Origin of the sequence: Staphylococcus simulans, assembly GCF_003043455.1 — a bacterium.
In the GTDB taxonomy this organism is placed as follows: Bacteria; Bacillota; Bacilli; order Staphylococcales; family Staphylococcaceae; genus Staphylococcus; species Staphylococcus simulans_A.
In genome coordinates, this window is record NZ_PZGG01000016.1 from 1 (window position 1) to 23,339 (window position 23,339).

Consider the following 23,339-nt stretch of genomic DNA (forward strand, 5'->3'; position numbering starts at 1 on the left):
TAAAACAATAAGAGAATAGTAAGAAGGGAAATAGAACGCCATTTCAATATTTAAGTTCTTCTGATGCGAAAATTAGTTATGAGACATTTAAAAAGCATATTTTGAATCTTTCTAAAGGCAAATAAAGAGTTTCTAAGAATAAAAAAGAATATTTACTAGAAGAAAGAGACATTAATCGATTTAGTGTCCAAAAAGATTTTATTAACCGTAATTTAGTAGATACACGATATGCGACTAGAGAGTTAATGAATTTATTAAGATCCTATTTTAGAATGAATGACTTAGATGTCAAAGTAAAATCGATTAATGGAGGTTTCACGAGTTTCTTAAGAAAAAAATGGGAGTTCAAAAAAGAAAGAAATCAAGGTTACAAACATCATGCTGAAGACGCATTGGTCATTGCAAATGCTGACTTCATTTTCAAAGAATGGAAAAAGCTAGATGCAACTAATAAAGTCATGGAAAACCAAACAATTGTAGAGCAACAGGCTGAAAATATGCCAGAAATTGAAACTGACGATGAATATAAAGAAATATTTGTAATTCCTCACCAAATACAAAGTATTAAAGACTTTAAAGATTATAAGTACTCACACAGAGTCGATAAAAAACCGAATAGAGAATTAGTAAATGATACCTTATATTCAACGAGAAAAGATGATAAAGGCAATACACTTATCGTAAATAACATCAAAGGATTATATGACAAAGATAATGATAAATTGAAAAATTTAATCAAGAAGTCACCAGAAAAATTATTAATGTATCATCATGATTCACAAACTTATCAAAAACTGAAAACTATTATGGAACAATACAGTAATGAGAAAAATCCGCTTTATAAGTACCATGAAGAAACAGGCAATTATTTAACTAAATATAGTAAAAAAGATAATGGACCTATCATCAAAAAAGTTAAATATTACGGTAAAAAGTTAAATGCGCATCTTGATATTACAAATGACTATTCAAATAGTCAGAATAAAATAGTAAAACTATCATTAAAACCATATCGTTTTGATGTTTACTTAGATAATGGTGTATATAAATTTGTGACAGTTAAAAATTTAGATGTCATCAAAAAAGAAGGCTTCTTTAAAATTGATCCAAATGCTTATGAGAAAGCAAAAAGTGAGAAAAAAATTGATGTAAATGCAGTGTTTATCGCAAGTTTTTATAATAATGATTTGATTAAAATTGATGGAGAGTTATATAGAATTGTAGGGGTGAATAACGACACAAGAAATGTTGTAGAGCTAAATATGATTCCAATCACATATAAAGAATATTTGGAGAATATTAATGATAAACGAACACCACGAATATTGAAAACGATATCCCCAAAAACATATTCTATTGAAAAATATTCCACAGATATTTTAGGAAACCTTTATAAAGTGAAAAGCAAGAAAAAGCCTCAAATGATCATGAAAGGGTGAGTAGTTTTTGGCGTGGAGAATTGTATATCTTTCAGAAGTAGATAAACTTGCATTAAACTTAAATAATTTAAAAATCGCAAAAGGGGATTTGGAGGTTAAAATCCCCTTAAGCGATATTTTCGCTATTGTAATTGAAGACTTAACAACAACAATAACCTCAAGGCTTATGATAGAGCTTTCTAAATATAATATTTTAGTCGTTTTTTGCAATCAACAACATTTGCCAGAATGTATGGTGCATCCAATTAATGGTCATTTTAACCAATACGGACAAATGAAAGAACAACTTCAATGGTCAGAACAAAGTAAAGAAGAATTGTGGAAACATATTTTGATTCAAAAAATACAAAATCAGATTCAATGTATGAAACATGTTGAAGTACATGAAGAAAGAATTATTAAAATGAAAGAGTTGCAAACTTTAGTTACAGCTAGAGATGAAATGAATATAGAAGGACAAGCAGCTAAATATTATTTCAATACATTTTTTGAGGATTTCAGACGTGATGATGAATTTTTAATAGAAAATATGGTGTTGAATTTTGGTTATACAATTTTAAATTCAGCAATCGCTAGAACCATTGTGGCAAAAGGATTGATTCCAGCACTTGGTATTCATCATATTGGTGCACGAAATCATTTTAATCTTGCATCAGACATCATTGAAGTATTTAGACCATTAGTAGATTTATATCTATTAAAACATCCTCCAGAAGAAGAATATATGACAAAGGCATATAGATTAGAGTTAGTGAATTTAATGCATGCAAGGGTACAAATTGACGGTAAGCAGCATACAGTTATAAGAGCGATTGAAATTATGATTCAATCAATCATTGAGTATTTCAGAACGGGGAGATATGAAACGCTCAAACTACCAAACATTAAACAATATTCTTTTTATGAATCATGAGTTATAAATTTATGAGAGTAATGATAATGTTTGATCTCCCAACTGACACGAAAGAAGAAAGACGCTTATATAGTAAGTTTAGAAAAGGGCTGATTTCTGAAGGGTTTTTGATGATGCAGTACTCTATTTACATTAAAAGTTGTATAAATAAAGATTCAGCAGAAAGCAGTGTGAATTATGTGAAACGTATCTTGCCGCCTGATGGTCATGTAAGAGCATTGACAATTACGGAGAAGCAATATGAAAAAATGAAAATATTACTGGGTGAAGAAGATAAAAATATTGAGATATTAGGAGATAATCGTACCATTTTATTTTAGGAGAAAAAATATGTATGAAGCGGTTTTAGAGATTAGTATTGAGGAATTATCAAGAGTTATTTTAAATACTAGTGAGTATACCTCTATTTACAATGAAGATTCAACACATGAAGAATACATTCTAGAAACACTTAAGAATTACTTTCAACCAAGAAATTCCAATAAAGACTGTGTAACCATTACAGATTTTTTAGAATGTGAGAGGATTTCAAATAATCGGTTTAGAGGTTTTATCTTGAATCATTCTACTATAGAAAATGAGCATCAATTAGCAGCAACAAGTATGATGACTAAGAAAATCATTAGAGAATTGCATAATGATATGGAAATAGAAGGATATATCAATTCGATTAATGTATTGTTGGATGACTTAAGAGAAAATCTAAGAGGGGCTTTACCTTTGGCTGTTAAATCATTTGATTTAAAGCAGTTTATAAAACTGCTTTCGTTTAAATATGATTACACTGAAGAATATGCTAGGTTGATTAACCGTTTGGAACAAGTAGTCCCTTTAGTAGTAGATGAAATGAATTATCAAGCGAAAGAAAAGGCGTTTTTGATTTATCTGTATCCAGAAGCGGGTTTAAGTATAAAAGAACAAGTTAGATTTAGAAAAATATTAAATGATCTGCCAATTCCAATAATAGTATTAACAGAGTCCTCATATTTTTTATCAGAGAATATCAAAGGTTTGAACTACTTTATCAACAATACCCAAATGATTACTGAAGAGTTTATTGATGATAGTTACTGGAATGCGCCGATTAATATAGAAATAGAAAAGTTTAAAGAGAGATTTGAGTTTTTGTTTAAAAAATATTGCGCAGTTTTAGAGGTTAGTCCTGTAATATCCAACTATACTCTCGGTGATATAATGGTTTTCGATGATTTAGATCTTTATGTAGTTGTTGCATTTTTAAAGCACTGCAAATTAGAGTACCAACTAGATATTGATCGAACAAAAATTTCTTCAGCATTATCGGCTTATCTATTTTCTTGACTATGATTAAATTATATAATTGTGCTAGAGGTTTTAGTACTCTGTAATTTTAGGTATAAGTGATTCTAATGCGATGTAGCGTTCGATTTTTTCGACGTTTTAGTACTCTGTATTTTTAGGTATAAGTGATTCAAAAAGAATTGCTTACTGAACATCTTGAAGGTTTTAGTACTCTGTAATTTTAGGTATAAGTGATTCAAAGCGGTTCTACTTATTTGGTCACACGTAGTTTTAGTACTCTGTAATTTTAGGTATAAGTGATTCTTATCACCAAAAACTGTATAAAACAATTTGTTTTAGTACTCTGTAATTTTAGGTATAAGTGATTCCATTTGAAGATTTTAAAGATGAGATTCAAAGTTTTAGTACTCTGTAATTTTAGGTATAAGTGATTCTACGTTTTATTAAAAATCGCGATGTGAATTGTTTTAGTACTCTGTAATTTTAGGTATAAGTGATTCCAGATGGCGATGGATGGGCGAATATCGGGTGTTTCAGTACTCTGTAATTTTTTTAAGCAGCTTCGGCTGCTTTTTTCTATTTTCTGTCATTGACATACTTAAATGATAGGCATACAATAATTCTGAAAATTACGAAAACATCAGGTCTTTTGCATCACGAGAGGAGTCTTTTTATGGAACACACAGCGATGGATCATACTTCACCCACACATCCAGGGACTAAGATAGGTCCCAAATACTTTTTATTCAACTTATTAAATGGGGTTGCGATTGGTATCGTAGCAGGTTTAATCCCGAATGCGATTTTAGGAGAAATCTTAAAAGCGCTTGTCCCATTTAATCCAGTCTTTACACAATTACTACACATTACGACTGCTATTCAATTTGCAGTACCTTGTTTAATCGGTGCTTTAGTTGCGTATCGCTTTAAATTTACACCTTTAGGTATCGCGGTAGTCTCAGCGGCATCCTTTATTGGTAGTGGCGCTGTCGTCTTTAAACATAATGCATGGGTTATCACAGGTATCGGTGACTTAATCAATACCATGTTCGCAGCTGCAATAGCTTCGCTTATGATTTTGTTCATTGGTGAACGTTTCGGTAGCTTGAACTTGATTATATTACCTACCTTTGTGGCAGTAAGTACAGGTTTCATCGCATTGCATACATTGCCATATGTCAAACTCGTCACAACAGCTATCGGTAATATGGTTAACAGCTTTACAGAATTACAACCGATTCCGATGTGTATTTTGATTTCATTAGTTTATGCATCAATTGTTATTTCGCCAATTTCAACTGCCGCATTGTCCATGGCAATCGGTATTGAGGGATTAGCTGCAGGTTCAGCTTCTATCGGTATAGCGGCAGTAGAAGCAGTATTAACGATTGGAACATTGCGCGTCAATCGTTTAGGTGTACCGATGACAATCTTTTTAGGTGGCGTTAAAATGATGTTGCCGAACTTAGTACGTCATCCGATTATTTTCCTACCGATTACTACAACTGCGGCAGTAACAGGCTTTGTGGCAAGTTTAATCGGTATCGGAGGAACAAAAGAATCAGCTGGTTTCGGTATCATCGGTTTAGTCGGCCCGATCAATGCGTTCAGATTTTTAGATTACGGGGACTTCTGGCTTAAAGCGATACTGTGTGCAGTCGCATTCTTTATCGTTCCATTTATTACTGCGTTTATTGCGCACTTTGTTTATAGTAAAATATTTAAAATTTATGACGAAGATATCTTTAAATTTATCGATTAATACTTTGAGAGGCAGAAATTATGTGTATAGTTTCTGTTTCTTTTTTATTGAGATGAAGAAGATAGCTTATTTTGAAAGGATTATAAGATAATTCATTCTACCATTTTAGTAGCTTCTTACTATTATATGTTATTAAAACCAGTATTAAATTTGAGCAGATATTGACTGTGAGTACTTTAAATATTAGAATTATCAGAATATTACAAACATAACAAACAACACAGAAATTGGAGGAGAATTTATGGGAAGAACTATGACAAGACCAGGTACCAAGGTGTCGGTTGGTACATTTTTATATAACGTATTGAACGGGGTCGCATTCGCAATTATCGCAGGGCTCGTACCGCATGCGGTATTAGGGGAAATTTTAAAGGCATTATCACCGTACTCTAAATCAGCAGGGGTTCTATTACAAGTAGCAACAGCGATTCAATTTACAGTGCCAATGTTAGTCGGAGCATTAGTCGCACATCGCTTTAAATTCACACCGCTTGGCATTGCGGTTGTTGCGGCAGCCTCATTTATCGGAAGCGGGGCAGCGCAATTTAAAAATGGTGCATGGGTGATCACAGGTATTGGTGACTTAATCAATACGATGTTAGCCGCTTCAATCGCCTCACTTTTAATCTTATTAATCGGAGAGCGTTTCGGCAGCTTGAATTTAATCATCTTGCCTACCTTTGTAGCAGTCATTACAGGTTTTATTACATTACATACTTTGCCATACGTAAAATTAGTCACTACAGGCATTGGACATATCATCAATACCTTTACAGAAATGCAGCCGGTATTAATGTGTATGTTGATTGCGATTGCTTATAGTATGATTATTATTTCACCGATTTCCACAGTTGCAACATCTATGGCAATCGGTATCAGCGGTCTAGCAGCCGGTGCAGCATCAATCGGTATTACAGCCGCTGAAGCAACATTAGTCTTTGGGACAATCACTGTAAACCGTCTCGGTGTTCCTGCCACAATTTTACTAGGCGGCGTTAAGATGATGCTTCCAAATATGGTTAAATACCCAGTGATGTTAGTACCGATTACTGTTACCGCAGCAATTTCAGGCTTTGTGGCAAGTTTCATCGGTATTGGCGGAACAAAAGAGTCAGCAGGTTTCGGTATTATCGGTATGGTTGGTCCAATCAATGCTTTCAGATTTATGCATGTTGATGAAGTATGGTTGAAATTAGTCTTGATTATCGTCGCATTCTTTGTGGTTCCATTTATCGTAGCGTATATTGCGCACTTTATTTTCATCAAAATCTTTAAACTGTATGATAAAGAAATCTTCAGATTCTTAGGATAATCCTATTTCTGACAAATAAAATCAGAAATTTAATATGATTGTAATATCGCCTAAACCCTGTTGTACCATTGGATATTAAATTAAACACAATTCGAAGTGTAAAATTATAGCAAAAAAAGTCTTTTACTTAGGCAACAAATGTATTATATTAAAACAATACGCATGAAAAGGTTTTCATCTAAATTGTCAGAATACTTATACAAACTAGATGAAAGGCATGATTTCTTATTATTAAAATTTCTTATAGAATTTGAGTTGTGATTTTAATACCCAAGTTAATCGATACGGATGGGGCATAAATGTTATAATTAAATTTGTTGGCCGTTTTTAAAACGGTTACAATTATCGAAAGTTTACTAACAACTGAAGAGATAACAGTGTTAAATATATAAAGGCTGCCCGAACTGGAGTTAGATTTCAGTTTGTGCAGTCACATTCTTAAACAAAGGAAAGAACGTCTGAATAGATGTTCAGTAATACCTAACACAAAGGGGAGGCAAAACAATGGATTACCAAATTATTAGTGAACAAGCTATCTTAGTTCGCTTTGAACCGCAGATTGCACCAGAGACATTCAAGAAAGTCCAACAACTTGTGGTTTATTTGGAACGCCAAGATCATGAAGCGATTAAAGAGATTGTACCGTCTTATCGTGCAGTGATGATTCACTTCGATGATCATAAGATTCATGCGAAAGCATTAATCGAAGACTTGAAGCTTGATACGCTCGATGTAAGTGATATTGAGACGTCAGAAAGCTCCAAAGTGGTACGTATTCCAGTCATCTATGGAGGGAAATACGGACCAGATATTGAAGAGGTCGCAAAGCTTAATGATTTAACAGTTGAAGATGTGATTCAATTACATACAGAACCAACTTATTTAATTTATATGCTAGGATTTATGCCTGGTTTCCCATACCTTGGTGGATTAGATGAGCGTCTGTATACACCGAGAAGGGATGAACCAAGAGTACGTATTGATGCTGGCTCTGTCGGCATTGCGAAAAACCAAACAGGTTTATATCCGCAAGATTCACCAGGCGGTTGGCAAATCATCGGACGTACGCCTTTAGATGTGTTCGACTTGGACCGTGAACCAATGACACTTTATGAAGCGGGAGATCGTATTGAATTCTATCAAATCTCACAAGAAACGTATGATGAGATTATCGCACAGAAAAACGATCCTGATTTTGATATAGAAAGATGGGTGACTGTTCAAGATGAGCATTAGAATTATTAAACCAGGACTATTCTCAACAATTCAAGATATCGGACGTTATGGTTACCAAAAAGAAGGTTTCTCTAGTGCAGGTGCATTAGATAGATATAGTTACCGCTTAGGTACACAATTGATCGGTAATGAAGGTCCGGCTATTGAAGCAACTATTATCGGACCAACATTACAATTCTTAGAAGATAATACTGTAGTCATTACAGGTGCAGAATTTAAAGCAACATTGAATGGTGAGCCGATTTCTCACCAAACAGTTGTACAAGTATATAAAGGTGATGTACTCGCATTAAATGCCGCTATTAGAGGTGCAAGAGGTTATCTGCACTTTGGACACCCGATTGATGTGCCTGAAGTTGCGGGAAGCTATGCGACACATACACGTACAAAAATGGGCGGATTCCATGGCCGTGCTTTAAGAAAAGATGATATGATTCCAGTTCATTATAATAATGATTACCGTCGTCATGTCGGTTATACAAGCGATTTAGATTTAATCCATGAAGGGACAGATGCGATCAGAGTTGTGGAAGGGCCGCAATTTGACAGCTTCCCTGATGCTAGCCATGAAGGGTTAGTGTCAGAACCTTTTGAGATTTCTGAACAATCGGATCGCATGGGCTTTCGTTTGAAAGGTGCTTCTATCCCGCCGACTGACAGTGCAGATATTATTTCTGAACCTGTGGCACTCGGCAGTGTACAAGTACCGAATGACGGTAACCCGATTGTCTTGATGAACGATAAACAGACAGTCGGCGGTTACACTAAGATTGCGACAGTCTGCCAGTCAGATTTAAGTGTCTTAGCACAGAAACAGCCCGGTCAAAAAGTAAACTTTGAATGGGTCACTGTGGAAGAAGCCATTCAACATTTAGAAGACTATAATAAAGGTGTTGAAGCTTCATTAGAAGCGATAGAGAAAGAACCGTTGTTTGACATGAGGGAAATGAGAACAACATCAAAACGTATTAGCGAATTACTAGAGGGGGATGAATAGAAATGAAATTAGAAGAAATCAAAGATTTAATTAACTTAGTAAAAGAGAACAAGGTGAATAAGTTTAAATATAAAGATGAGGCACATGAAATTGAATTAGATTTTTCATCACCACAACAAGCACAACCAGCAACACAAATTCAAAATCAAGCAACATCTAATCCAGCACCAGAAGCAGCTCAAGAACCACAAGCTGATAACCAAGCATCTGGTGAGACAGTGAATGCGCCAATGGTCGGTACATTCTTCTTACAAGATACAAAAGAATTAACTGAACCGATTGTGAAAGTCGGAGACAAAGTTAAAAAAGGCGATGTTATCGGTTATATCGAAGCAATGAAAGTCATGAATGAAGTAACAAGCGAAGTAGATGGTGAAGTTACAGATATCTTAGTTGATCATGGCACAAATGTAGAATATGACCAAGCACTGATTGAAGTTAAGTAAAGGGGTGAGGAATTATCATGTATCGTTGTTTAATTGCGAATAGAGGAGAAATCGCTGTACGTATTATTCGTGCCTGCCGTGAAGTGGGTGTCGAAACAGTAGCCGTATATGCGAAAGGAGACGAAAAGAGTCTGCACGTCAGTTTAGCAGACCAAGCCATTTGTATTGGCGAAGCGAATCCGCTTGATAGCTATTTAAATATTAATCGTATTATTGCAGCAGCAGAAATTACAGGTGCTAACGCAATCCATCCAGGTTATGGCTTCTTATCAGAAAGTCCTAACTTTGCGCAAAAAGTAGAAGAAAATGATATCTACTTTATTGGACCGACAAAACGTACGATGGAAATGATGGGTGATAAAATCACTGCACGTCAAACAGTTGAATCTGCTGATGTGCCGATTATCCCAGGTTCTATCGGTGCGGTACATTCTGTAGATGAAATCAAAGAAATTGCTAAAGATATCGGTTATCCAGTCGTATTAAAAGCCGCAAGCGGCGGTGGCGGTAAAGGTATCCGTATCGTTAAAGAACCGGAACATTTAGATAAAGCGTTTAAAGAAGCGCAAAGCGAAGGTAAAAAATATTTCGATGATGATCGTATTTACGTTGAAGCATTTATTCCAGTTGCGAAACACGTAGAAGTACAAGTTATCGGTGACGGTAAAGACAATTATGTACACTTAGGTGAACGTGACTGTTCAGTACAACGTAAAAACCAAAAGTTAATTGAGGAGTCACCATGTGCAGCACTATCAGAAGAAAAGCGTCAAAAGATTTGTGAAGATGCGGTTAAAGTTGCGCAAGCTTCTAATTACCGTAGTGCGGGAACGATTGAGTTCTTAGTTACAGATGATGCTTATTACTTCATCGAAATGAACGCACGTATCCAAGTTGAACATACTGTCACAGAAATGCGTGCTGACAGAGACTTATTACAGTCACAGCTTTACTTAATGAAACATGGAGAACTGCCGTTTACTCAAGAAGATATTCACTTCACAGGTCACGTGATTGAAGCGCGTATCAACGCAGAAAATCCAGAGCGTAAATTCCAACCTTCACCAGGTAAAGTCAAAGCATTACATTTACCACAAGGTTTCAATGTACGTGTTGATTCATTATTGTATCCAGGTTATGTTGTGTCACCTTACTATGATTCACTTGTCGCAAAAGTAATTGTCAAAGGTGCAGATCGTGCGCATGCGATTGAGAAATTAAAAGCAACGCTTGATGAAATGGTCATTGACGGTTTCTCAACAACAGCTGATTTCTTGTATGCAGTATTATCATATCCAGCATACGCTGACGGTGACGCCAAAGATGTTGATATTAAATTCTTAGACCGTCATCAAATTACTAAGGGGGCTGCTTTAACATGAAAATAGATTTGAATTGTGATTTAGGCGAAGCATTCGGTAATTATTCATTCGGTGGAGATCATCAAATTATTCCATTGATTACCTCCGCAAACATTGCCTGCGGATTCCATGCAGGGGATGAAAATGTGATGTATGAAACTGTGAAACTTGCGAAAGAAAACGGTGTGGGCATCGGTGCACATCCAGGCTTCCATGATATTCAAGGTTTCGGACGCCGTAATATGGATTTATCACCTGATGAGATTTATACATTGGTCGCATACCAAATTGGTGCTTTATCAGCGTTTTGCCGTATTCACGATGTCAAAATCAATCATGTTAAACCTCATGGTGCCTTATATAACATGGGTGCGCGTGACAAAGATATTGCACACGCTATCGCACAAGCAGTATATGACGTGGACCCATCACTAATTTTAGTGGGCTTATCTAATACATTATTAGTATCAGAAGCCGAAGCAATCGGTTTGATATCCGCAAATGAAGTATTCGCAGATAGACGTTATGAAGAAAACGGCCAACTTGTCAGCCGTAAAGAATCTGACGCTGTTTTAACGGATACGGATGAAGCAATCGAACAGGTTGTGAAGATGGTTAAAGAAAACAAAGTCATTGCGAAAACAGGAAAAGAAATTGAGCTTAAAGCAGATACAATTTGTGTGCATGGCGATGGCGCGCATGCATTGGAATTCGTGTCGAAAATTCGAGAAAGACTAACGAAAGAAGGTATTTCGATTACGAAATTAGGGGGTTAATCTATGGGAGAACACAAACAAAATAAACCGGAGTTCCAGTTCACTAAGGAACATAAGAGACTGTTATTAGGGTCAGTATTCTTAATGGCGACATCAGCCATCGGACCGGCATTCTTAACACAAACAGCAGTTTTTACACAACAATTCGCCGCAAGTTTCGCGTTTGCGATTTTATTATCTATCATTATTGATATCGGAGCGCAAATCAATATTTGGCGTGTCTTAGTTGTGACAGGCTTACGTGGACAAGAAATTGCGAATAAAATGGTTAAAGGGTTAGGGACCTTCATTTCCATTTTAGTTGCGATCGGTGGTCTGGCCTTCAATATCGGTAACGTCGCAGGGGCCGGTTTAGGTTTAAACGCCATTTTCGGTATTGATGTTAAATGGGGTGCCGCAATTACTGCCATTTTAGCGATTGGCGTATTCGTAAGTAAGAGCGGTCAAAAAGTGATGGACTTCGTAACGATGATCTTAGGGGTAATGATGATTGGTATTACAGCGTATGTAATGGTGGCATCAAATCCACCTTACTTAGAAGCTGCAGAAAAAATGGTTATGCCTGAACATCCAGGTGCATTAGTATTACCGATTATCACATTGATTGGTGGTACTGTAGGCGGTTATATCACATTCGCAGGTGCACACAGAATCTTGGATTCAGGTATCAAAGGGAAAGACTATCTTCCGTTTGTTAACCATTCAGCGATTGCTGGTATCTTAACAACAGGTGTCATGCGTGGTTTATTATTCCTAGCTGTATTAGGTGTGGTTGTAACAGGTGTGACGTTAAACCCTGAAAACCCACCAGCATCAGTATTCGAACACGCACTAGGACCAATTGGTAAGAATATCTTCGGTATCGTGTTATTCGCAGCTGCATTATCATCAGTTATCGGCTCAGCGTACACAAGTGCTACATTCTTGAAAACGCTAAGCAAATCATTGATGAAACGCAGTAATATCATTGTGATTGTGTTCATCGTTGTTTCAACGATTACATTCTTATTAATCGGTAAACCGGTTAAATTATTAATCATCGCAGGTGCGTTGAACGGTTTAATCTTACCGATTACATTAGGTGTTATTTTAATCGCAAGTAAGAAAAAATCGATTGTCGGAGACTACAAGCATCCAACTTGGATGTTAATGTTCGGTGTACTTGCTGTACTTGTGACAATCGTAACAGGATTCTTATCATTCCAAGGTTTAGCGGATTTATGGAATTCATAATTATATAATTTAAATTAAAGACACACGGGCGGTTTGCTCGTGTGCTTTTTTGAGTAATAAGGTATGTGAGGTTTCTTGCATGCCGATGTATACATAATAAAGATAATTTTAGTATAAAGGATATATATTTATATAAATGAAAGCGCTATACTATAACTAATGAGATAAAAAGCAATACTTGATATATCAACTTACTCGTATTTAATCATTTGGAAAGGATGATTTACATGACAACAGAAGCGGTAATCGGCATCGATTTAGGAACGAGCGCAATTAAACTGATTGCGGTCGATCGCTTAGGCAATGTACTCGGCACACAAAGTGAACCGCTCAAGCTTTATCACGACTATCCAGGTTATTCAGAGCAAGCACCAGAAGAATGGGTGACAGCTGCAGTGAATGGGCTTCGTCATTTATTAGCACAAGCCACATTATCAGATGTTTCGATTGAAGGGATTTCATTTTCAGGTCAAATGCATGGACTTGTGATTGTCGATCAAGCAGGTCAACCATTAAGACGTGCGATTTTATGGAATGACACACGTACGACCCCTCAATGTGAACAAATCAAAGCGAAGTATGGTGATCAAGTCCTAGGCAACCCTGTGGTCGAAGGGTTTACACTGACGAAACTCTTATGGGTCCAACAACATGAACCAGACTTGTTTAAACAAATTGATACTTTCATGTTGCCGAAAGACTATTTACGCTATGCGTTAACAGGTGTGTTGCACACAGAATATTCAGATGCAGCGGCGACGATGTTACTGAACCCACAAACTAAGACATGGGATAAAGCCGTAGGTGCTTCGTTTGATATTCCAGACCATATTTATCCCGACTTAGTTGAATCACACGCACAAGTCGGTGTATTAAAGGCTGATCTACAACAACAGTTATCTCTTAATAAGTCCGTGCCTGTCTTTGCGGGTGGGGCAGATAATGCATGTGCAGCGTTAGGTTCAGGTGTTATTCATCCTAACGATGCGATTTGTAGTATTGGTACATCAGGTGTGTTATTAATTTGCGAACCTGTAGGCGAGTCAGAAGGTTATGGTCATAAAATCCACTTGATGAATCATGCAGTACCGGATGTTAACTACTTAATGGGAGTCACTTTAAGTGCAGGCTATAGTTTGAGCTGGTTTAAACGTGAATTTTATCCTGAAGATGATTTCACTACTTTAATGAAAGAAGCTGAAGCGTCTCAAATTGGTGCACGTGGCTTAATCTTCACACCTTATCTAGTGGGTGAACGTACACCACATGGAGATGCATCAATTCGCGGCAGCTTTATCGGCATTACAGGTAACCATACACGTGGTGATTTTGGACGTGCAGTCGTAGAAGGTATTACGTATTCCTTGTATGATTCATTAGTCTACTTACGCAGTATCGGACGTAATGTGACTAAAATTGTCTCAACAGGCGGCGGTGCTAAAAGTGATTTCTGGCTCCAACTTCAAGCAGATGTCTTCAACGCTGAAATTTATAAGTTGAAACATGAAGAAGGGCCAAGCATGGGTGCCGCAATGTTAGCTGCATACAGCTTAGGTTGGTATGATTCATTGAAAGATTGTGCAGAAGCGTTTATTCATTATTCAAAAGTGTTCCAACCAAATTTAAAACGTCATCAGACATATGAAGCATACTTCAAAATTTATCAACAAGCGTATCAGGCAACACGTCATATCACGAGTGACTTATTAGAACTTCAAAAATAAATAAAAGTCCCTTGAGTACTTTAATAAAGCGACTCAAGGGATTTATTTACATAGAAAGTATTAAAAATTATTTACCATTTTTCTCTAAATAGTAACCAATCCAAGCACCTAGTGGAAGACCGATAATCGGTGTTGTAATTGCGCTTAGTGCGATTGCGGAAACAATCATAATAATACCGTTTTTAGAACCGAAACGCATATGTTTGATTGTTTCTACAACGTCTTGAACATATTCTTTAAAAGACATAGGATGACCTCCTTTTAGAATAGTTGTTTAGTTTATTTCAATTTAAATATAACATTTTTGAATGAAAAAGCGTAAGAATGTGATAAATCGAAGTGATAAGAAGGGAGGAGAAAAGTGATGCAGTTTGAATATTTAACAGAAACAACAGAACGGTTAGAAATCAGACCAATGAAAGTAGGAGATTATGAACAGTGGTTAAAAGGTTATGCAGGTCGGTCTATGCCTCGAAGTCCTTTTGACGAAGGGTGTTTAGAGTTATCTCATTACTCTAAAGCTTGGTTTCAACGTTTGATTACCCAACAACAAGCACTTATTCAATCAGATGACACTTATGTCTTTGGTGTGTTTCGCAAAGCAGATGGTGTACATCTCGGAAACTTTAATTTAGTAACGTTAGCACGACAACATTTCCAATGGGCAGAATGCGGTTATGCGATTCATAATCAATTTTGGCGTCAAGGTTATGCGTATGAAGCTTTTACCGCTATATTTAAAATTGCCAAGCGTTTGAAATATCATCGACTAGAAGCTCATGTACATCCAGCTAATGAAGCCTCTATCGGTTTATTAGAGAAGTCTGGCTTTATATATGAATGTACCAGAACACAATTTGTCTTTGAGAACGGAGAATGGACAGATCGTCTTGTGTACTACATCAATTTGAATGACACACCACCGCTTCACTCATCCTCCTTCTAACTTTACAAAAATTTAAAGAACAATCATGAAATTTTTCGCTATACTAAAAACAAGCAAACAAAATAGAGAGAACACGATAAAGGAGGCATGCATCATCATGAAAGGCAGATTACTCGTCTCATCAGATATTCATGGACATAAAGAAGCACTCGCAACCTTACTTGCTTATGTAGATTATAATCCTAAACGTGATCAGCTGGTTTTGTTAGGGGATTATGTCAATCATGGACCTGATTCTGATGGGACCCTTAAAATGGTACAACAGTTACATCGTGAAGGGGCGATTGTATTATTAGGCAATCATGATGTACGCTGGATGAAGTCAAAAGAAAAAGAGAAACGCAAATGGAAAGCTGTCTTAAAACAATTTGACAGTATGGCACACATTGGGGATTACTTATTTGTTCATGCAGGGGTTAATCCTAAAAAGTGTTTATCTAAACAAAAATTAAAAGAAGTATCTGGATTTGAACCACCCGCAAAATTATCACGTAAAATTAAAGGGAAATGTGTCGTACATGGTCATGTGCCGACGAAACGACTCGGTGTTAAACAACATCGTATTCACGTCGCAGACCATACGATTGATATCGATACAGGCGCAGGACACGGTAAACGTTTATCATTAGTAGATTTAACACATCAACACGTCTGTGCGGTAGAAGTCGGTCGACTCAAGAAAATTTATGAATATAGTTATGCATAAAAAATAAACCTAAAGGTTGTCGGCCTTTAGGTTTATTTATATTGCTGTATTTATGATGAATGATGTTGTTGATGTTTTTTCATTTCTTTAGGCATTGAATGGCCGCAACCTTTGTTGATGTCGCAAGCTGCGCATTTGCCTTGTTTTGATTTTTTGAAGAAGCGGACGATTGTAAAAGCCGCATATCCGAATATCAATAAGAAGATGACAAGATTAATGAGTAGTGTCATAAATAATTCCTCCTAGAAAAAGAGTTGGCTAGTTTGGTAGAACACAAATGCTAGGACATAGGCAATCGCAATCGGATAAAGTGTTGCGATTATCGTCCATTTCCAAGACACTGTTTCTTTTCTGATGGCTGCGACAGTGGACAAACATGGAATGTACAATAAGATAAACAACATAAACGCATACGCTGATGCCGGTGTGAAATGACTCGCAATCATATTCGTTAAACCTTGGCTGTCTACGGCATAAATAATCGCCATTGCGCTGACTACTACTTCTTTTGCTAAGAAGCCAGGAATTAATGTTGCGCCAGTCTGCCATGAACTGAATCCTAATGGAATTAATAATGGCGCAATCGCTGCACCGATTAAGTGTAAGAAACTATGTTCAACGTCGACACCAAAACCAGTAGGACCTGCATAGTTTAATAACCAAATGACTACTGATCCACCGAAGATAAACGTCCCTGCTTTTTTCACAAAGCCTTTTGCTTTTTCCCATGTACTACGCCATAGCGTTTTCGCTGATGGTAAACGATACGGTGGTAATTCAATCACAAAGACTGAGTTTTCTTTTTTCAAAATTGTTTTTGTCATCACAAAGCTGACGATTAACGCTACGACAATACCAATCACGTATAAACTTAACACGATTAAGGCTTGGTGTGTTTGGAAGAATACACCTACAAATAAAGCGTACACAGGTAAACGTGCTGAACATGACATAAATGGTGTGATTAAAATCGTCGTTAAACGCTCTTTCTCTTGTTCAATTGAGCGTGTTGCCATGACACCAGGTACGTTACAACCAAAACCAATAATCATTGGAATGAATGACTTACCGTTTAAGCCTAAACCTTCCATGACTTTATCCATAATTAAGGCAATACGTGCCATATAACCTGAGTCTTCTAATACAGAGATAAAGAAGAACAGAATTAAGATTTGCGGCACGAAGACTAAGACAGCACCGACACCTGCGATAATACCGTCTGTAATCAAGTCTTGCATAAATGGAAAGAGTCCAATCGCATCCATACCTTGGTTGACCCAATCTGTGAAGGTACCGCCGATAAATTCATCTAATTTATCTGATAGCGGGGTACCGATCCATGAGAAAGTAGCTTGGAAAATCAGCCACATGATGCCTAAGAAGATGGGGATACCTAAAATCTTATTCGTTAATATTTTATCGATACGGTCAGTCAAATATTGTTTTTTCTTATCTGGATGCGTAATGACATCTTCAATGAGTGTATCGATAAACTCAGTACGTGAACGACGCATACTATCAACGATTGAAACATCTAATTGTTCAGCAAGATGATTACGGATTTGACGTAAATCTTCATGATGATGCGCACTGATATAGTGTTCAATGGCTGGATTGCCAAGTAAATATTGAACTGCGATAAAGCGATGGCGCTTCTCAGGCAGTTCTAAATGATGTTTTAAATAATGTTGTATTTCAGATAAGGCATGTTCGACTTTATGTTCATAGGGAATTTTCAACGGCTGTGATGTAGATAAAGTCTCTTCTTTTAATAGTTCTAATATACTGTCAATGCCTTGACCGCTTCTCGCCACAATCGGCAAGATCGGCAATTTCAAACGACGCATCAATAAATTACGATTAATTTGGATGCCACGTTTTTCAGCGACATCTCCCATATTTAAACAAAGTAATAAAGGTGCCCCGAATTCCATCAATTGTGTCGTTAATAATAAATTACGTTTTAATTGAACTGCATCGACAATATTGATGATTTTGGAAAACTCATCGTGTAATAAATAATCAGTGACGACCGTTTCATCTTTTGAAATCGGCAATAAATCATAAATACCAGGCAAATCGACAAGGTCACCTTGTTTATCTGATAATATACCGACTTTCTTTTCCACTGTTACACCGCTCCAGTTGCCGACATACTCATAAGAACCTGTCAGGGCGTTGAACAGTGTGGTTTTGCCGACATTCGGATTGCCGACAATACAATACGTATTAGACATGCGCTTGCTCCAATGTAATTCTGCATGCATCACAATGTCTGATGCCGATACATTGTCCGTCCATTTCTAATGTGCATGGACCTTTCATAAAGAATTTCTGACGTACTTTAATTTTGCTTCCGACTGTAAAACCAAGTGCGCTTAAGCGATGTGCAAGCATTGTATTATCGAAGTTCATGTTTATGATTTTATAAGTTAAACCTTTTTTAGCGTTTGTTGCGTCTACCATATGGGACACCTCTCTCATTTCTTACTAATTGATAACTATTATCATTGATATTTTACACTAAAATGACGGTGCCTACAATATAAAGTTTAAAAGTTATTTCGAACATTATTTGAACAGTGTTACATTTTTTGTTTTTATGCATCAAAAGTGATTAAGAAGAATAAACCTTTCTAAAATTTTGAAAATGGCTTGTCAAGCCTATTGCCTTTTAAGTTTGTTGTATATTATAATCAATCTTGTTAAGAAACAATTTGCTATCATAATAATGGTAGAAATTATTTTTGTTTAAATCACAACTTTTGTGTGATTATTCATCCTTCATCTTAGAATATCTCCATCTCACAACGATGATTAAGCAATACTTGCTGAAGTAGGCTAATTGCTTAAGCTTCATTACAACGCATGTATAAGTGCGCATCTTTAAGAAGATGTATTTTTTCTTCATCCCTTTAACCTAAATTTAAACTCACGCTTGATGATGCACGCTTTCGCTTCTCTTAATGAATTTTGTGTGCTTTCAATGCCAAATGCATTTAATGTTAAGTGAATTTGAAGCTATTTTTGAGCTTTTTTGGGTTTATTGTATATTTTATTGTTCCTGTCGTTAATTGCGATTTAAGAATGTTAATTACATGTAAAACTTATGCAACAATTCAATTAATGTGAATTAATTTATTTTGTTTTCCTTTATAATGGTTATCAAACGGTCGGAATTTGTTGTGTAAGTTAAAATTACTTTAACCTTTCTGGCATGTATCATTCAATTTCCGCATTACGGAGGTAACGAAGCAATATGGAAGAAAATAATAGTTTTGATTTTTCATACGTATGGAGAATAATCAAGCGTTACTTAAAGTGGTTGATTATTTTTCCCATTGCAGGTCTGATTTTAAGCGTGCTGTTAACAGCACTTGTAGCGCAACCGAAATATGAAGCAACTTCACAAGTATTGATTGAAAAGAGCGATAAAGGCGATTTGACGATGGCTGAAAAATATCAAGCTGATTCTCAAATTGTGGCTACATATACAGATATTGCGAAGAGTCCACGCGTATTAGGTAAAGTGGCAGAAGAGATAGGAAAAGATGAGGATGCGAAATCTATTACTGAGAAGGTGGAAGTCAATAACCAGCCGAATTCTCAAGTATTGAACTTTACCGCAACTGCGAATAGCGAGAAAGATGCTGTGAAAATCGCAGATACTGCTGCTGAAGTACTTAAAGAAGAAGTCGATGCATTATCACCAGATGGCGGTATTGAAATTCTTTCTAAATCAAAAGATGATGTGAAAGAAATTTCATCAAGTATCGGTAAAAACGCATTTATTGGGTTGGTCGCAGGCTTTATTATCGCAGTAATTTTAATCTTAATCCGAGAGTTCTTAAATCAATCAAAAAGTTCTTCAAAACCAAATACACATCAGACACAACATACACAACAACGTAGACGTACAAAACGAGAAGATTTAACACAAGATGACTTTGAGCGCTGAAATAAGCGCAAGTCTTGCAACGAGAATCTGAGAGGAACAGCGGGTTGGGACAGATAAGCTTCCCAACCTTTTCCATTTCATTCAGAAATAACATAAACATTACACCGAGAGTAAACAGAGATTAATTAATTGAGGTGAAATAAAGTGTCAAAAATTTCCGCAAGACAGCAGCGACTGATATTACTATTGTTTATTGATTCAATCATAGTTGCTTTTTCTGTCTTTTTGAGTTATTTAATTCTTGAACCGTATTTCCGCGGTTATTCTTTATCATTGTTAATTTTATCGTCACTGGTATTGCTGTTTTCTCATCATATCTTTGCCAGTGTCTTCAACTTATATCATCGTGCTTGGGAATATGCGAGTGTCAACGAAATGATTGTCATAGTTAAAGCCGTCACATGTTCGATGGCTATGACAGTTTTAATCGTACCTTTCTTTACGCATGAAGGACCATTCTTAAGATTATACTTCATCACATGGATGATGCATGTGTTGTTAATCGGGGGCTCTCGCTTATCATGGCGTTTGTTTAGAAGAACGCTGGTACGTAAAGGCATTAAACGTAAGAATACATTAGTCATCGGTGCTGGAGAAGGCGGTTCAATGTTGATTAACCAAATGTTGAAACGTCCAACTATGGGCATGGAACCTGTTGTTGTTGTAGATGACGATCCGAAGAAACAAAAGCTAACGATTACAGAAGGCGTTAAAGTTCAGGGTACCATTGAAGATATCCCGGATTTAGTGAATAAGTACCGTATTAGAAATATCATTATTGCGATACCGACGTTAACACAACAACGCTTAAGAGAAATTAATAGTATTTGTGAAAATACACGCGCGACTGTATTGAAAATGCCGAACATTGAAGAAGTTATGTCAGGTAAGTTAGAAGTCAGTCAATTGAAGAAAGTAGAAGTTGAAGACTTATTAGGACGTGATCCTGTTGAGTTGGATATGGAAATGATTTCAAAAGAATTGACGCATCAAACAATTATGGTCACAGGTGCTGGCGGTTCAATCGGTTCTGAAATTTGTCGACAAGTATGTCGTTTCGCACCTGCACGTATTATCTTATTAGGCCATGGTGAAAACAGCATTTACTTGATTCATCAAGAGCTTCAAAAACAATATGGCGATCAAATTGATATTGTACCTGTTATTGCGGATATTCAAGACCGTTCACGTCTATTTAAAATCGTCAATCATTACCAACCATATGTTATCTATCATGCAGCTGCACATAAACATGTGCCGATGATGGAATACAACCCAAGTGAAGCAATTAAGAATAATGTAATTGGAACGAAAAATGTGGCTGAGGCTGCGCGTGAAGCAAGAGTATCTAAATTCGTTATGATTTCTACGGATAAAGCAGTGAATCCGCCGAACGTAATGGGTGCGTCTAAACGTGCCGCAGAAATGATTGTTCAAAGTATGAATGAAGAAAATAGTCATACAAACTTTGTGGCAGTGCGATTCGGTAACGTATTAGGTTCACGTGGCTCTGTTATTCCATTATTCAAGAAACAAATTGAAGCGGGCGGCCCGATTACCGTGACACACCCTGAAATCACACGTTACTTTATGACGATTCCTGAAGCAGCACGTCTTGTATTACAAGCAGGCGCGATTGCGGATGGCGGAGAGGTCTTTGTGTTAGATATGGGAGAACCGGTTAAAATTGTAGACCTTGCGAAAAACTTAATTCGCTTAAGCGGTTATAGAGATGGAGATATTGACATTAAATTCACAGGGCTTAGACCTGGTGAGAAACTTTACGAAGAGTTGCTTGATGAAGATGAAATCCACCCAGAACAAGTTTATGAAAAAATCTACCGCGGTAAAGTAGAAGAAATGAAAAATGAAGATGTCCTACGTATTTTAGATGAGATTATTCATAGTAAGGACTATAAACAAAAATTAATTGATCTTGCGAATCATCGCTATGACATTAACAATAAACCAGCGAAAGATGATGAAGGGAACTCTGATATCCCGCCCTTTCGTCTAATTAAATAACACCTCAACAAAGCATCTGATGAACATCAGGTGCTTTTGTTAAAAGTTGACTATTACCAGATAAAACCCTAATATTATCAGTGATGTAAACGTTACAATTTGTGATAAAAACACAAATTGAATATAAAGAGATGAACGTTTTGAATGTGGCTGTTTAATAGAAAGATAAAGTATGATCTTAATGACTTCAGACCACCTGATAAAAAAGGAGATATTGTATGACTAAGATTAAAAAAGCAGTAATTCCCGCAGCGGGTTTAGGCACACGTTTCTTACCTGCGACTAAGGCAATGCCGAAAGAAATGTTGCCGATTTTAGATAAGCCGACGATTCAATATATTGTTGAAGAAGCCTATCGTGCAGGAATTGAAGACATTATTATTGTGACAGGTAAGCATAAACGTGCGATTGAAGATCACTTTGATAATCAAGTTGAACTTGAAAACAACTTAAAAGAAAAAGGTAAAACAGATTTGTTAGAGAAAGTTCAACGCTCTACACACTTAGCCAATGTATTCTATGTCCGTCAGCGTGAACAAAAAGGTTTAGGCCATGCGATTTGGACAGCAAGACAATTCATCGGTAATGAACCGTTCGCAGTCCTATTAGGTGATGATATTGTAGAATCTGACACACCAGCGATTAAACAATTAATGGATGTCTATGATGAAACAGGCAAATCTGTCATCGGTGTACAAACGGTACCAGAAAAAGAAACACACCGTTATGGTATTGTGAAACCTGAGAAACAAAATGGTCGTTTGTATGAAGTAGAAAAATTTGTCGAAAAGCCGGCACCAGGGACAGCACCATCGAACCTTGCGATTATGGGGCGTTATGTCTTAACACCTGAAATATTTGATTATTTATCTACGCAAGATAAAGGCAGCGGCGGTGAAATCCAATTAACAGATGCGATTGAACGTTTGAACCATGACGATGAAGTCTTTGCGTATGATTTCGAAGGACACCGTTTTGATGTTGGTGAGAAAATCGGCTTTGTTAAAACTACGATTGCTTACGCATTGAAAGACGATGAAATGAAAGATGAAATCAAATCATATATCCAATCATTAGATTTATAAGACTTAATTTAGAACAGAGGATGTTTATTCGCATCTTCTGTTTTTTTATGTACAAAATAGGAAGTATCCGTTATAGATTAACAACTTAGGGTATATTAATAATGAATAGGTTGATACTAAACTTTATCAAGAAAGAAGT

At 36.5% G+C, this 23,339-nt stretch carries 21 protein-coding genes, 1 pseudogene and 1 CRISPR repeat array; of the genes and pseudogenes, 18 read left to right on the plus strand and 4 right to left on the minus strand.

The genetic code is table 11. The features are described 5' to 3' along the window. Positions 1-140 precede the first annotated feature (140 nt). The 13 genes and pseudogenes from cas9 to xylB form a co-directional block, all read left to right on the plus strand. Positions 141-1,439: pseudogene (cas9, locus tag BU038_RS04345) on the plus strand (type II CRISPR RNA-guided endonuclease Cas9); the annotation flags it as partial. A 7-nt stretch (positions 1,440-1,446) separates the two neighbouring features. Then, positions 1,447-2,352: a type II CRISPR-associated endonuclease Cas1 gene (gene cas1, locus BU038_RS04350; RefSeq protein WP_107604984.1), complete on the plus strand. Its 906-nt coding sequence runs from the start codon at positions 1,447-1,449 to the stop codon at positions 2,350-2,352. A gap of 11 nt (positions 2,353-2,363) precedes the next feature. Then, on the plus strand, positions 2,364-2,672 hold the full coding sequence (gene cas2 / locus BU038_RS04355) for a CRISPR-associated endonuclease Cas2 (RefSeq protein WP_060803561.1): 309 nt from the start codon (positions 2,364-2,366) through the stop codon (positions 2,670-2,672). A gap of 10 nt (positions 2,673-2,682) precedes the next feature. Next, entirely contained in the window at positions 2,683-3,672 is a 990-nt protein-coding gene (locus tag BU038_RS04360) for a hypothetical protein (RefSeq protein ID WP_107604985.1), read from the plus strand. 30 nt (positions 3,673-3,702) lie between these two features. After that, a CRISPR array of direct repeats spans positions 3,703-4,133; the repeat unit is 36 nt; unit sequence GTTTTAGTACTCTGTAATTTTAGGTATAAGTGATTC. 173 nt (positions 4,134-4,306) lie between these two features. Then, on the plus strand, positions 4,307-5,395 hold the full coding sequence (locus BU038_RS04365) for a PTS transporter subunit IIC (protein WP_107604986.1): 1,089 nt from the start codon (positions 4,307-4,309) through the stop codon (positions 5,393-5,395). A gap of 241 nt (positions 5,396-5,636) precedes the next feature. Then, positions 5,637-6,707 (plus strand): PTS transporter subunit IIC, encoded by a 1,071-nt coding sequence (locus BU038_RS04370; RefSeq protein WP_107604987.1) that lies wholly within the window; start codon positions 5,637-5,639, stop codon positions 6,705-6,707. Positions 6,708-7,211: 504 nt separating this feature from the next. Next, the gene (gene pxpB, locus BU038_RS04375) at positions 7,212-7,943 is read left to right on the plus strand and encodes a 5-oxoprolinase subunit PxpB (protein WP_070848937.1); all 732 of its coding nucleotides are present in this window, start codon (positions 7,212-7,214) and stop codon (positions 7,941-7,943) included. Next, positions 7,933-8,940: a biotin-dependent carboxyltransferase family protein gene (locus tag BU038_RS04380; protein WP_107604988.1), complete on the plus strand. Its 1,008-nt coding sequence runs from the start codon at positions 7,933-7,935 to the stop codon at positions 8,938-8,940. The genes pxpB and BU038_RS04380 overlap by 11 nt, the downstream gene beginning before the upstream one ends. A gap of 2 nt (positions 8,941-8,942) precedes the next feature. Next, positions 8,943-9,386, plus strand: a complete 444-nt coding sequence (accB, locus tag BU038_RS04385) for an acetyl-CoA carboxylase biotin carboxyl carrier protein (protein ID WP_107604989.1) — start codon at positions 8,943-8,945, stop codon at positions 9,384-9,386. Between the two features lie 17 nt (positions 9,387-9,403). Beyond that, the gene (locus BU038_RS04390; protein WP_107604990.1) at positions 9,404-10,768 is read left to right on the plus strand and encodes an acetyl-CoA carboxylase biotin carboxylase subunit; all 1,365 of its coding nucleotides are present in this window, start codon (positions 9,404-9,406) and stop codon (positions 10,766-10,768) included. After that, a complete protein-coding gene (gene pxpA, locus BU038_RS04395; protein ID WP_107604991.1) occupies positions 10,765-11,523 on the plus strand; it encodes a 5-oxoprolinase subunit PxpA in 759 nt (252 codons plus the stop codon). Before BU038_RS04390 ends, pxpA begins: the two co-directional genes overlap by 4 nt. Before the next feature lie 3 nt (positions 11,524-11,526). Continuing rightward, on the plus strand, positions 11,527-12,756 hold the full coding sequence (locus tag BU038_RS04400; protein WP_107604992.1) for an NRAMP family divalent metal transporter: 1,230 nt from the start codon (positions 11,527-11,529) through the stop codon (positions 12,754-12,756). A 227-nt stretch (positions 12,757-12,983) separates the two neighbouring features. Continuing rightward, a complete protein-coding gene (xylB, locus tag BU038_RS04405) occupies positions 12,984-14,480 on the plus strand; it encodes a xylulokinase (RefSeq protein ID WP_107604993.1) in 1,497 nt (498 codons plus the stop codon). Positions 14,481-14,547: 67 nt separating this feature from the next. Here the strand turns inward: xylB and BU038_RS04410 are convergent, their stop codons facing one another. Further along, positions 14,548-14,727 (minus strand): VraH family peptide resistance protein, encoded by a 180-nt coding sequence (locus BU038_RS04410; protein WP_107604994.1) that lies wholly within the window; start codon positions 14,725-14,727, stop codon positions 14,548-14,550. 117 nt (positions 14,728-14,844) lie between these two features. Here BU038_RS04410 and BU038_RS04415 point away from each other — a divergent pair, with 117 nt between their 5' ends. Both BU038_RS04415 and BU038_RS04420 read left to right on the plus strand, forming a co-directional pair. Next, positions 14,845-15,426, plus strand: coding sequence for a GNAT family N-acetyltransferase (locus BU038_RS04415; protein ID WP_107604995.1), 582 nt, complete (start codon positions 14,845-14,847; stop codon positions 15,424-15,426). A 97-nt stretch (positions 15,427-15,523) separates the two neighbouring features. Continuing rightward, on the plus strand, positions 15,524-16,132 hold the full coding sequence (locus BU038_RS04420) for a metallophosphoesterase (RefSeq protein WP_002479869.1): 609 nt from the start codon (positions 15,524-15,526) through the stop codon (positions 16,130-16,132). Positions 16,133-16,182: 50 nt separating this feature from the next. Here BU038_RS04420 and BU038_RS04425 read toward each other — a convergent pair whose 3' ends face one another. Genes BU038_RS04425 through BU038_RS04435 form a run of 3 tightly spaced genes read right to left on the minus strand, consistent with a single transcriptional unit; the run spans position 16,183 to position 18,598 of the window. Then, on the minus strand, positions 16,183-16,362 hold the full coding sequence (locus tag BU038_RS04425; protein WP_002479867.1) for a FeoB-associated Cys-rich membrane protein: 180 nt from the start codon (positions 16,360-16,362) through the stop codon (positions 16,183-16,185). Between the two features lie 12 nt (positions 16,363-16,374). After that, the gene (gene feoB, locus BU038_RS04430; RefSeq protein ID WP_107604996.1) at positions 16,375-18,369 is read right to left on the minus strand and encodes a ferrous iron transport protein B; all 1,995 of its coding nucleotides are present in this window, start codon (positions 18,367-18,369) and stop codon (positions 16,375-16,377) included. After that, on the minus strand, positions 18,362-18,598 hold the full coding sequence (locus BU038_RS04435; RefSeq protein ID WP_107604997.1) for a FeoA family protein: 237 nt from the start codon (positions 18,596-18,598) through the stop codon (positions 18,362-18,364). The genes feoB and BU038_RS04435 overlap by 8 nt, the downstream gene beginning before the upstream one ends. A gap of 793 nt (positions 18,599-19,391) precedes the next feature. Here BU038_RS04435 and BU038_RS04440 point away from each other — a divergent pair. The 3 genes from BU038_RS04440 (at position 19,392) to galU (ending at position 23,200) form a co-directional block, all read left to right on the plus strand. Next, complete coding sequence (locus BU038_RS04440; protein WP_107604998.1) at positions 19,392-20,090, plus strand: YveK family protein; 699 nt, start codon at positions 19,392-19,394, stop codon at positions 20,088-20,090. 144 nt (positions 20,091-20,234) lie between these two features. Beyond that, on the plus strand, positions 20,235-22,115 hold the full coding sequence (locus tag BU038_RS04445) for a polysaccharide biosynthesis protein (RefSeq protein WP_107604999.1): 1,881 nt from the start codon (positions 20,235-20,237) through the stop codon (positions 22,113-22,115). A gap of 218 nt (positions 22,116-22,333) precedes the next feature. Continuing rightward, entirely contained in the window at positions 22,334-23,200 is an 867-nt protein-coding gene (galU, locus tag BU038_RS04450; protein WP_107605000.1) for a UTP--glucose-1-phosphate uridylyltransferase GalU, read from the plus strand. Positions 23,201-23,339 lie beyond the last annotated feature (139 nt).

Excerpts from the sequence above, each read along its gene's own strand:
- BU038_RS04365 (WP_107604986.1), top strand. The coding sequence starts at position 4,307 with ATGGAACACACAGCGATGGATCATACTTCACCCACACATCCAGGGACT.
- BU038_RS04380 (WP_107604988.1), top strand. The coding sequence starts at position 7,933 with ATGAGCATTAGAATTATTAAACCAGGACTATTCTCAACAATTCAAGAT.
- pxpA (WP_107604991.1), top strand. The coding sequence starts at position 10,765 with ATGAAAATAGATTTGAATTGTGATTTAGGCGAAGCATTCGGTAATTAT.
- pxpB (WP_070848937.1), top strand. The coding sequence starts at position 7,212 with ATGGATTACCAAATTATTAGTGAACAAGCTATCTTAGTTCGCTTTGAA.
- BU038_RS04370 (WP_107604987.1), top strand. The coding sequence starts at position 5,637 with ATGGGAAGAACTATGACAAGACCAGGTACCAAGGTGTCGGTTGGTACA.
- BU038_RS04435 (WP_107604997.1), bottom strand. The coding sequence starts at position 18,598 with ATGGTAGACGCAACAAACGCTAAAAAAGGTTTAACTTATAAAATCATA.
- BU038_RS04400 (WP_107604992.1), top strand. The coding sequence starts at position 11,527 with ATGGGAGAACACAAACAAAATAAACCGGAGTTCCAGTTCACTAAGGAA.
- BU038_RS04410 (WP_107604994.1), bottom strand. The coding sequence starts at position 14,727 with ATGTCTTTTAAAGAATATGTTCAAGACGTTGTAGAAACAATCAAACAT.
- feoB (WP_107604996.1), bottom strand. The coding sequence starts at position 18,369 with ATGTCTAATACGTATTGTATTGTCGGCAATCCGAATGTCGGCAAAACC.
- cas2 (WP_060803561.1), top strand. The coding sequence starts at position 2,364 with ATGAGAGTAATGATAATGTTTGATCTCCCAACTGACACGAAAGAAGAA.
- BU038_RS04425 (WP_002479867.1), bottom strand. The coding sequence starts at position 16,362 with ATGACACTACTCATTAATCTTGTCATCTTCTTATTGATATTCGGATAT.
- BU038_RS04420 (WP_002479869.1), top strand. The coding sequence starts at position 15,524 with ATGAAAGGCAGATTACTCGTCTCATCAGATATTCATGGACATAAAGAA.
- galU (WP_107605000.1), top strand. The coding sequence starts at position 22,334 with ATGACTAAGATTAAAAAAGCAGTAATTCCCGCAGCGGGTTTAGGCACA.
- BU038_RS04390 (WP_107604990.1), top strand. The coding sequence starts at position 9,404 with ATGTATCGTTGTTTAATTGCGAATAGAGGAGAAATCGCTGTACGTATT.
- BU038_RS04415 (WP_107604995.1), top strand. The coding sequence starts at position 14,845 with ATGCAGTTTGAATATTTAACAGAAACAACAGAACGGTTAGAAATCAGA.
- BU038_RS04440 (WP_107604998.1), top strand. The coding sequence starts at position 19,392 with ATGGAAGAAAATAATAGTTTTGATTTTTCATACGTATGGAGAATAATC.
- xylB (WP_107604993.1), top strand. The coding sequence starts at position 12,984 with ATGACAACAGAAGCGGTAATCGGCATCGATTTAGGAACGAGCGCAATT.
- accB (WP_107604989.1), top strand. The coding sequence starts at position 8,943 with ATGAAATTAGAAGAAATCAAAGATTTAATTAACTTAGTAAAAGAGAAC.
- BU038_RS04360 (WP_107604985.1), top strand. The coding sequence starts at position 2,683 with ATGTATGAAGCGGTTTTAGAGATTAGTATTGAGGAATTATCAAGAGTT.